Annotated in this window: 7 protein-coding genes; 4 read left to right on the top strand and 3 right to left on the bottom strand. The window is 66.2% G+C overall.

Annotated features, from left to right (window positions below; translation table 11 throughout):
• Positions 1-43: 43 nt before the first annotated feature.
• A complete protein-coding gene (locus tag ACE026_RS00350; protein ID WP_486037003.1) occupies positions 44-682 on the bottom strand; it encodes a TorF family putative porin in 639 nt (212 codons plus the stop codon).
• A 235-nt stretch (positions 683-917) separates the two neighbouring features.
• Between ACE026_RS00350 and ACE026_RS00345 the strand changes: the two genes are divergently transcribed.
• A complete protein-coding gene (locus ACE026_RS00345; RefSeq protein WP_259260470.1) occupies positions 918-1,307 on the top strand; it encodes a DUF6165 family protein in 390 nt (129 codons plus the stop codon).
• Between the two features lie 21 nt (positions 1,308-1,328).
• On the opposite strand, the gene ACE026_RS00340 is transcribed toward ACE026_RS00345, so the two are convergent.
• The gene (locus ACE026_RS00340) at positions 1,329-2,072 is read right to left on the bottom strand and encodes a FadR/GntR family transcriptional regulator (protein ID WP_088432357.1); all 744 of its coding nucleotides are present in this window, start codon (positions 2,070-2,072) and stop codon (positions 1,329-1,331) included.
• A gap of 89 nt (positions 2,073-2,161) precedes the next feature.
• A complete protein-coding gene (locus ACE026_RS00335; protein WP_259260471.1) occupies positions 2,162-5,053 on the bottom strand; it encodes a TonB-dependent receptor in 2,892 nt (963 codons plus the stop codon).
• A 323-nt stretch (positions 5,054-5,376) separates the two neighbouring features.
• Here ACE026_RS00335 and ACE026_RS00330 point away from each other — a divergent pair, with 323 nt between their 5' ends.
• The 3 genes from ACE026_RS00330 to ACE026_RS00320 form a co-directional block, all read left to right on the top strand.
• Entirely contained in the window at positions 5,377-7,560 is a 2,184-nt protein-coding gene (locus ACE026_RS00330; protein WP_486036963.1) for a polysaccharide lyase 6 family protein, read from the top strand.
• Complete coding sequence (locus ACE026_RS00325; protein ID WP_486036961.1) at positions 7,557-9,797, top strand: oligoalginate lyase; 2,241 nt, start codon at positions 7,557-7,559, stop codon at positions 9,795-9,797. The genes ACE026_RS00330 and ACE026_RS00325 overlap by 4 nt, the downstream gene beginning before the upstream one ends.
• Positions 9,794-11,063: MFS transporter (locus ACE026_RS00320; protein WP_486036959.1), on the top strand; the 1,270-nt coding region annotated here is incomplete at its 3' end. The genes ACE026_RS00325 and ACE026_RS00320, both read left to right, overlap by 4 nt.

The raw sequence follows: 11,063 nt of genomic DNA, 5'->3' as shown, positions 1-11,063 counted from the left end.
GGCTCTACCGGGGTTGGTCGGCTCTACCGGGGTTGGCGCTACGTTAGAAGGCGGTTTGTACCGCGACCTCGATGCGCGATCCCGCATTGCCCGGGAACAGGCGTGTCGCGGCGCCGTCGGTGTCGTGCCCGGTCACCCGCAGCTCCCACGGCCCGTGCACACGCCACACCACGCTGAGCTGGCCGTGCAGGTAATCATCGGCCTGCGCGCTGTCCAGCCAGTAATGGCCCACCGCGGCCTCGACACGCCACTGCTCGCCCAGCGGCAGACGCGCGCCGAGCTGCGCATAGGTGCCGCCGTGGCCGCCGGCCAGCGCGTTGTCGGACACGCCAACCTGCAGCCAGGCGCGTTGCCGCCAGGTCACCGTGCCGTTGAGCTCGGTCCAGTCCAGATCGACGGTGGCCGAGGGATAGAGGTACCGGGTCAGGTTGACGTCCACGCTCCAGTCCGGCGTCACCGCCGCGCTCCAGCCGGCGATGAGATCGAATTCGCTGCGCGCGCCGTTGTCCGGGCGGAACGAGATGCCCGAGCCCCACGCCGAGGCATACCAGCCGTTGGCCGTACTGAGCTTCACGCCGGCCTGCGCGGCCGGATCGCCGTCGCTCTGGGAGCTGCCGCGCCAGACGTAATCCGAGGTCAGCGTCGCATTGCCTTCCACCGCGGCCGCGGCCGCCCCGCTCATGACCAGCCCCACCAGCACCGCGCCGCAGCGCAGGCGCTGTCTCCACTGTTGATCCACCACGTGTCCCACTCCAGATGACGGCCGCGCCGTCGAGAGCGACAGTCTCCTCAGGTGGGCCGTAAAGCCGCCATGGCGTACCCGCGCGATCGGCGCAACGTTTCTGTAAATCCTGCGTCAGGGTGGCGCCCGGGGGTGCGCGGTATCATGGCCGCTCTGACCTGTTGCGAGTAATGGCGTGGACGCGATCCTGACCCCGGTATCGATTGGCGAGCTGATCGACAAGATCACCATCCTGGAAATCAAGGCCGAACGCATCGCCGATGCCGGCAAGAACGCCAACGTCCGCAAGGAACTCGAGGGCCTGTGGCCGCTGTGGCAGCAGCAGGTAAGCGCTCAGCCGGGGCTGGAGGCGTTGAAGACGCAGCTCAAGGCGATCAACGAGCGCATGTGGGAGATCCAGGATCAGCTGCGCGACAAGGAAGCGGCGCAGGTGTTCGACGATGCCTTCATCCAGCTGGCGCGCGGTGTCTATGGCACCAATGGCGAGCGGGTCAAAGTGAAGAACGAGATCAACCGCATCGCCGGCTCGCAGCTGGTCGAAGAAAAGCAGTACCAGGGCGAATAAGCCCGCCGGTACGCGCCGGGCTCAGTGCCCGGTCGCGGCCATGAAGCGTTCGCGGTCCTGCTGGGTGCGCCGGCGGATTTCAGCCAGCGCTTCATTCTCGGTGGCTTCCAGCATCGATTCGAACAGCCGCTGGAAGTGGTTGCGCATGGCCGACCGCGCCGCTGCCGGGTCGCGCTGGCGCAGGGCATCCAGAATCCGGGTGTGTTCCTCGTCGCGGGTGTCATCGTCGTTGTGGCAGACGTTGGCGTAGACCTGCTTGACCCGCGGCAGCTCGTTGCGCATCCGCCAGATCAGCTGCACGCAGTGCTCCACCACCGGGTTGCCGGCGATCCGCGCGATCGACAGATGGAACTGCCGATCCGCCTCGCTGGCCGCCGCCTCGCCCGAATTCGGGTCGACCATGGCCGCGATCAGGCCGGCCAGGTCCTCCAGTTCGGCATCGGTGATGCGGCTGGCCGCCATCGCGGCCGCCTCGGCCTCGATCACCGCACGTGCCGCGGTCAGGTCGAACGCCGAGACGTCGGGCAGAGCGCCCGGCGCCTGCGACGGCTTGGCCTTCACATACACGCCCGAGCCGGTCTTGATGGTGATCAGGCCCTGCGCTTCCAGCGCGATTTCCGCCTCACGCACCGTCACCCGGCTCACGCCCAGGCGTTCGGCCAGGTCGCGCTCGCCCGGCAGGCGCGAGCCCGGCGGGAATTCGCCCTTCTCGATCAGCGCGACGATTTCGGCAGCAATGGACTGGTACAGACGGGGTTCGGACATCATCAAAGGCCTGCTGACAGGTGGCTGGGGACCGACACGCGACCGCGCCTTCAGAGAGCGGCGCGGTCGGAAAAACCGCGCCACTGACCTCAGAAGCGGTAGCGCACCCCCAGATAATACCGCCGCCCGTACGTGGTGTACTCGCGGAAGCTGCCGAGGATGGGCATATCCGACACCCGCGGCTCATCGGTGAGGTTGCTGGCCGACAGCGACAACGACAAGTGCTTGTTCACTTTGTAGGTGGCGCGGAAGTCCAGCGAGCCATTGTCCCGCACATAGCGGTTCTGCGACGGGTCGCCGACAAACTGCTGGTAATAGTCGGAGCGGTACTTGTAGATCGCCTGCAGATCGAGCTTGCCCAGGCCCCAGTACACCTGCGCCGAGGCCACATGCTTGGATAAACCGAAGATATTGGCCGGCTCGACGATGCCCGGGGTCACCACGCCGGTCGAGGGGTCGGTGGACTCACCCAGGCGCAGGTCTTCGGTCTTGAAGTTGGAATCGGCGTAGTTGTAGCTGGCCTTCACGCCCAGCCCGGAGAAGATCCCCGGCAGGTAGGAGAAGCTGTGCGAGGCGGTGAACTCCACGCCGAACAGATCGCTCTTCTGGTCGCTGGTGGCCAGCTGCTCCACCGGCACGGTCACGCTCTGACCATCGATATCGAAGGTCTCGTTGACGATCACCGGCATCGAGCCGCCGTTGAACTGCTTGTAGTACAGCGCACCGGACAGCATGGTGTCTTCGTTGGCGTACCACTCCAGCGAGAGATCGCCATTCCACGACATCAACGGCTTGGCGCGCGGGTTGCCGGTGGCGGTGATGCTGCGCAGGGCATCGCCCACGCTGTTGAACTCGGTATCCACCTCCCCCAGGTTGAAGGTGCGGCCGTAGCCTTCAGCGGCCAGATCCGGGCGCGACATTGCCCGATAGGCGCCCACGCGCAGCAGCAGGTCCGGGCGCAGTTCGAAGGCGGCGTTGAAGCTGGGCAGCCATTCGGTGTTGCTGGATTTGAGCACCTGCGAGGTGAAATCGCCGGTCGGCTCCAGGGTCACGGTGCCGTCGGGATTGTTGATCACATCCAGGCCGCTGCGCAGGCCGACCGAGCGCACTTCGGTCCGCACGCCACGCACGCCGATGTTGCCGGTCACCGGCAGGCCGAACCATTCGGCGCTGTAATCGCCCATCAGGTACAGCGCGCTGGTTTTCTCGGTGACATCGTTGTTGGCCGGGTTGCGCAGGTCCGCGCTCAGTCCGGTGTCGTCCGCGCCGGTGAAGGCTTTGAACAGGCAACGGCTGTCGAAGCTGGCCCACTGGTCGATGGTGTTGCCACTGGCATTGGCCAGAAAATCGTCCTGCGGGAAGGCCTGGCGGCAGGCCAGGTTGGCAGCGCGGATCGCAGCGACATTGGTGGTGGTCACATCCACGGTGTCGGTGTAATCGGTGTAGGTCGCTTCGGAGCGGCGCAGGCCACCCTTGATCGCGGTGAAGAAGCCGCTTTCGGGGGTGAACGTGGCATCGAAGCGGCCAGCACGGATGGTGTGCTCGCGATGCTGCTGGCGACGACGCACCAGCGCCGAATCGGTGAAGTTGTCCGGGTTGTTCACATCGAACGCCGGGTCCAGGTAAATGCTCGGCACATCACCGCTGTAGTCATAGGTGTAATCGACGTAGCGGGTGTTCTTGATGCCGCCGACCGGCCTGCCGTTGACGTCGGTACGGCCGGCGCGCAGGCGGGTGCTGCGTTCAATCTGATCGCGCTCGGTGTTGGAATAGGACAGATCGGTGGACAGCGTCCACGCCGGGCTCGGCCGGAAGATCACGTTGAGCCCGCCGCCGGTGTATTCCTCCTGGCGTTCCAGGAAATTGCCGGTGGAATCGACCGTGGTGCTGCCGGTGTGGTGCAGCAGCGCGCCATCGTCGGTGACCACGCGGTTGTTGAGGTTGCGCATCATCGAAGACAGCGACAGATCCGAGCGGTCTTCGGTGTAATCACGCTTGGAGTGCTGGTAATCCAGGTTCACTTCCACCGTATCGCTGGGCCGCCACTGCAGCGCGGCGAACTGCGAATCGCGCTTGTCGTGCTCGATGAACTGGCGGTAGATGCGGCTGCTGGGCACCAGGTAATACGGCACGCCGTTGGCGACCTGGTTGCCGTTGACCTGGGTGCAGTTGCGCGTCGCGCCGACCACTTCACGGCCATCACAGGCCACCCAGGTGGAGCTGCTGGAGAACATCTCTTCCGGGTTGCTGCCTTCCAGCGCCTGCACGCCGATGGAGACACCGAGCTTGCCGGCGTTGCCCATGTCGAACTGGTCGATGTAGCTGGCAGTACCGCGCCAGCCGACGCCGTCCTTGTCCTTGAGGCGGTCATCGTAGTCCTGCCAGGTGCCCCGGCCATCGAGCTGGAACGTGCGCTTGCCGTACTCCAGTGGTTTGACCGTCTCCATGTTGATCGTGCCGGCCACGCCACCTTCGACGAAGTCGGCGCGCTGGGTCTTGTAGATCGCCACGGTGTTGATCAGCTCGGACGGGAACTGGTTGAAGTTCACCGAGCGGTCGCCACTGCCATTGGTGGCCTCGCGGCCATTGAAGGTGGACGAACCGAGGAACGGGCCCAGGCCACGGATCGAGATCTCCGACGCACCGCCCTTCTCGCGATGGGTGGAGGCGCCGGTGATGGTTTCGATCGCTTCACCGATCGAGAGCGCAGGCAGATCACCGATGTCGTCAGCGGCCAGCACATCGGAGACCACGGTCTCCTCGCGCTTCTTGTCGATCGAGGTCTGGATGGTGCCGCGGATGCCGGTCACCTGGACCTGATCCAGCGTGGTGGCTTGCCCCGGCGGCGAGGCCGGTGCGTCGGCATCCTGTGCGTGGGCCAGCGGCAGGGCCGCGGTGGCGCACAGGGCATAGAACAGCGCGCTGTGCAGCGCGGTGCGGCGGAGGCCTCGTGGTGAGGCCGTACGGCGGTCATGCAACATCGTGATCTCCCTCCCAGGATGGATCGTCCGATTACACGGATTCGATCCGGAAGATTCACGACTGATGAACCAATGTCAATGAATTGGTACTAAAGTCTACCCCGCACCACCGTCCAGACCACTTTGCATGGAATTAATGTGCGGACGCAGCAGAAAAATGCGCAAACCACATACCACATGCACCTAAAGTGGTATGCGATTGTGGTTGACGTACGCGCCCGGCAACCTGTTAGGATCGTGGCTCGCGTCAGTCGCCACGGTTCATCTGGGAGGGTAAGCCCGTGACTTTGCAACACTCGCATGCGCCGTTGGCGCGGCGTCCCATGGCCAAGGCCCTGCTGTTGAGCCTGTCCCTGGCGACATTCCCTGCCGTGGCGGCCGATTATCTGGTGCGCGACGCTGCTGCCTATGCCACCGCCGTACGCGCCCTCGCCCCCGGCGATACGGTGATCCTGGCAGACGGCGTCTGGCGCGACGTGGACCTGCTTTTCCGGGGTACCGGCAAAATTGGTCAACCAATTAAGTTGACGGCGCAGACCCCCGGCAAGGTGATTCTCAGCGGCCAGTCCCAGCTGCGGCTGGCCGGTGAGCACCTTGAGGTCTCCAACCTCGTCTTCCGCGATGGTTGGGCGCCGGGTGGCGAAGTGGTTTCATTCCGGCGGTCAGCCAGTGAGTGGGCCAACCACACCCGGGTGACCGGGATCGTGATCGACCGCTACAACAAACCGGACCGCCAGCAGTCCGATCACTGGGTGGCGCTGTACGGCCAGCACAACCGCTTCGACCACAATCAGCTGGTCGGCAAGACCAATGCGGGCACCACCCTGGTGGTGGTGCGCAACGCCACCAGCGGCCTGGACAACCAGCACCGCATCGACCACAACTGGTTCGGCCCGCGCCCCAACCTGGGCTCCAACGGCGGCGAGACGATGCGCATCGGCACCAGCCACGATTCGCAGTCCGATTCGCGCACCGTGGTGGAGAACAACTGGTTCGAGCAGTGCGATGGCGAGGTGGAGATCGTCTCCAACAAGTCCGGTGGCAACACCTACCGCGGCAACGTCTTCCAGGACTCGCGCGGCTCACTGGTGCTGCGCCACGGCCACGGCAATCGGGTCGAACGCAATGTGTTCCTCGGCCATGGCAAGGCGCATACCGGCGGGGTGCGTGTGATCAATCGCAACCAGACCGTGCGCGACAATTACTTCGAAGGCATCGCCGGCGACAACTTCGCCGCGGCGTTGAGTGTGATGGCCGGTACCCACGACGCGCCGTTGAACCGCTACGAGCAGATCGATCACGCGGTGATCGAACGCAACAGCTTCATCCAGGTCGGCACCCTGTTGCTCGGCGCGGGACTGGATGAGGAGCGCAACGCAATGCCGGTGAACAGCCGCATCGCCGGCAACCTGTTCATCGGCGATGGAACACGCGAGCTGCTGCGCACGCAGGGCGATCTCTCCGGCATCACGTTCGCGGGCAATGTGCAGAGCCCTGCCGCGTCACCCGGTTTTCCCGGTGGTGTCAGCGGCCAGACCCTGACCCTGCAGCGCGCGGCCAACGGCCTGCTCTACCCCACCGCCGCCATCGATGCCGGTGCCCCGCGCGATCTGAATCCGATTGCCCGGGACCAGGTGGGCGTGGACTGGTACCCCAAGACACTGCCGACCACCGCCTTGGACAGCGGCGCCGTGCGCAAGGTCGCACCGGGCGAGGACACCCTCACCGCCGCCGTGGCCGCCAGCGCCCCCGGCGACCGGCTGCAGCTGCAGCGCGGCCGCTACACCGTGAGCCAGGTGCTGGCGGTGGACCATCCGCTCAGCGTGCTCGGCCCCGCCCGTGGCCAGGCCAGCGTGCAGTTCTCGCGGCCGAGCCTGTTCGAGATCGGCGCGGGCGGTTCGCTGCGCCTGGCGCGGCTGGACATCGACGGCGCGCTCGCCCCGGATGCCGCCGGCAACGCGGTGATCCGCGTGCCGCCGGGCAGCCAGGCCTTCAACTACACGCTGCGCATCGAGGACAGTCGCGTACACGGGCTGACCGCCAACAAGGCCTTCGATGTGATCGCCACCGGCAAAGGCAGCCTGGCCGCGCGGATCGCACTGGCCCGCGTCACGGTGGAGGACATCACCGGCAGCGTGATCGCTGCGGCCGCCGAGACCGACGATCTGGGCACCTACAACGCCGAGCAGGTGGATCTGCTGGACTCCACGTTCCGCCGCATCGGCGGGCCGGTGGTGAACCTGTATCGCGGCGGCACCGACGAAAGCACCTTCGGTCCGGCGCTGCAGGTGCACGGCAACCAGTTCGAGCAGGCAGGCGTGGCCGATGACACCAGCCTGCGCCTGCATGGCGTGCAGTTCGCCAGCATCCGCGGCAACCGCTTCGACCGCAGCGGCCGCATCCGTTTCAGCCATCGCGTCGGGGAACCGACCCTGCGCATGGGCGACAACCCGCTGACGGCCACCGCGCCGTTGCTGTCCGATACCCCTGTTGAGGCCCTGCCATGAATCACGCCCCGCCCCTGATGCTGCTGCTCGCCGCCACGCTTGGCGGGGCCGCGTTGCCCGCTGCGCAGGCCGCACCCGCCGCCCGGCAGGCGCCCGCCGATGCCGCCACCGCGCCGGTGCTGGTCACCGCCGCGCAGTGGACGCAGATGCGTGCCGAGGGTGCGCGCTCGCCACTGTTCGCCAAGGAACAGCAGCGTGCCGAACAGCGGGTGCGCGCGATGATGAAGGCCGGCATCGACGTGCCGGTGCCCAAGGACAAGGGCGGCGGTTACACGCACGAACAGCACAAGCGCAATTACCAGGCCATCCAGGCCGCCGGCGCGCTGTATCGGCTGACCGGCGACAAGGCCTATGCCACCTTCGCCCGCGACCTGCTGCTGGGCTACGCCAAGCTCTACCCGGGCCTGGGCGCGCACCCGCAGGGCCGCGGCCAGATTCCCGGCCGGCTGTTTTGGCAAACCCTCAACGATTCGGTCTGGCTGGTCAGCGCGGCGCAGGGCTACGACGCGATCCGCGACACACTCAGTGACGCCGACCGCACGACGATCGACGACAACGTGTTCCGCGCGATGGCCGACTTTCTGTCCGGCACGCCGGAGAACTTCGACAAGATCCACAACCACGCCACCTGGGCGGTCGCTGCCGTGGGCATGACCGGCTACGTGCTGCGCGATGCCAGCTACGTCGACAAGGCCCTGCAGGGCAGCAAACGCGATGGCAGCGCCGGCTTCCTGAAACAGGTTGATCAGCTGTTCTCGCCGGACGGGTATTACGAAGAAGGCCCGTACTACCAGCGGTATGCGCTGGCCCCGTTCATCCTGTTCGCCAACGCCATCGAGCGCAACGAACCGCAACGCGGCATCTTCAAGCGCCGCGACGGCGTGCTGCTCAAGGCGGTCGATGCGCTGGTGCAGAGCAGCTACGGCGGCTACTTCTTCCCGATCAACGACGCCATTCTCGACAAGGGCCTGGACACCGAGGAACTGGTGGCCGGCATCGATATCGCCTACGCGCAGACCGGTGATGCACGCCTGCTGTCCGTCGCCAAAACACAGAAGCGCGTGCTGCTCTCGCCCGAAGGCCTGCAGGTGGCCCAGGCGCTGGCGGATAACAAGGCCAAGCCGTTTGCCTTCGTACCGACCTTGCTGCGCGATGGCCCGGACGGCACCGAAGGCGCACTGGCGATCCTGCGCATGGGGGGCGAGAACGGCCAGGCGCTGGTGATGAAAAACACCAAGCAGGGCATGGGTCACGGCCACTTCGACAAGCTCAACTGGTTGTTCTACGACAACGGCCAGCGCGTGGTGACCGATTACGGCGCGGCGCGCTTTCTCAATATCGAGGCGAAGGCCGGTGGCATCTACCTGCCGGAGAACAGCAGCTGGGCGCGGCAGACCATTGCACACAACACGCTGGTGGTGAACGAACAGAGCCACTTCGGCGGCGACTGGAAGAAGGGCCAGCCACTGGCGCCGACACCGCTGCTGTTCGCGGTCAGCGACGACACCCAGATCGCCTCGGCACGGATGGAAGGCGCCTACGACGGGGTCAGCTTCACCCGTACCCAGGCGCTGCTCTCGCACCCCTCGCTGGGCGAGCCGGTGGTGCTGGATCTGCTGCGCGTCACCGGCAGCAAGGCCGCGCGCTATGACCTGCCGCTGCACTTCAACGGGCACATCATGGACGTGGGCTTCAAGACGCAGTCCGCGGTCGCCGCACGTCCGGTGCTGGGCAAGGCCAACGGTTACCAGCATGTGTGGATCGATGCGGCCAGCGAGCCAACCAGCGACGCACGCAGCCTGACCTGGCTGCTGGACGGCCGCTTCTATACCTACCGTTTCGCCAGCACCGCGCCCTCGCGTGCGTTGATCGGCGAGAGCGGCGCGAATGATCCCTCGTTCAACCTGCGCCGTGAGCCAATGCTGCTGCAGCGGGTGGATGGCCAGGCCGCCACCACGTTCTACGGCGTGCTCGAACCCCATGGCCAGTACGACGGCACCGCCGAAACCGTGCGCGGCGCCAACAGCCGCATCGACCGCCTCACCCACTACCGCGGCAAGGATGCGGACGTGCTGGTGCTCGACCTGGCTGGCGGCAAGCAGCTCGCCGTGGGCATCGCCGATGACCCGGCCAAGGGCGGATCGCATGAAGTGAGCGGCGGCGGACACAGCTGGCGCTGGGACGGTGGCTGGAAGCGCTTCGATACCGGCACCCGTACCGGCAAGGACGGCAAATGAAGGTCACCACGCAGGCCCGCACCTATGTCCGTTGGCTGATTGTGGCGCTGATCGCCATTGCCACGGTGATCAACTACATCGACCGCAACGCGTTGGCCGTGATGTGGCCGCAGATCTCCAAGGACGTCGGTGCGACCAAGGAAGACTACGCGCTGCTGGTCACGGTCTTCATGCTGTTCTATGCCGCCGGCCAGTTCGTGTTCGGCCGTCTGTTCGACATCATCGGCACGCGGCTGGGCTTTGCGCTGTCGATCGCGGTGTGGTCGATCTCGATCGCGCTGCATTCGGTCACCCACTCCATCCTGTCCTTCAGCATCGTGCGCGCCATGCTCGGCATCAGCGAAGCTGGCGCGTGGCCGGGTGCGGTCAAGGCCAATGCCGAGTGGTTCCCGGCGCGTGAGCGTGCGCTGGCGCAGGGCGTGTTCAATGCGGGTGCGTCGATCGGCGCGATCGTGTCGGCACCGCTGATCGCCGTGCTGTTCCTGTGGCTGGGCTGGCGCGGCACCTTCATCCTGATCGGTGCGATCGGCTTCATCTGGCTGCTGCCCTGGCTGATCATCTACCGCGCCGGCCCGGACAAGCACCCGTGGGTGAGCGCCGCCGAGCGCGCGTTGATCCTGGATGCACCGACCGAACAGCCGGCGGTGCCGGTCGCCGAGTACGTGCCCAGCATGCGCCAGTTGCTCGGCCATCGGCAGACCTGGGGCATCCTGATCTCGCGGTTCTTCCTGGACCCGATCTGGTGGCTGTTCGTGTCCTGGCTGCCGCTCTACCTGGCCGACACCTTCGGCTTTGACATCAAGCAGATCGGCATCTTCGCCTGGGTGCCGTATGTCGGCGCGATGATCGGCAGCCTCGGCGGCGGCTGGTTGTCCGGGCGCCTGATCGGCGCGGGCTGGAGCGTGGACAAGGCCCGCAAGGTGGTGATCACCCTGGGCGGCGCGATCATGGCCCCGGCGTTGCTGGGCGCGGTGCTGGCCACCGATCCGGTCTGGGCCGTGGTGACCATCGCCTTCGTACTGTTCGGCTTCCAGATCGCCATCGGCAACATCCAGACCCTGCCCGGCGACATCTTCAGCGGCAAATCGGTCGGCTCGGTCGCCGGCCTGGGCGGCATGGCCGCGGTGGCCGGCACGCTGATCACCACCTGGCTGGTGCCGGCGATGACCCACGACTCCTACGCACCCATTTTCATCCTGGTGGCGGCCCTGGTGCCGGCCTCCCTGCTGGCGCTGTGGCTGGTCACCGGTCGCGGGGAAAAACTCC

This window comes from Stenotrophomonas sp. AGC87 (assembly GCF_057333975.1).
This window is presented reverse-complemented; position numbering and strand designations above follow the sequence as displayed.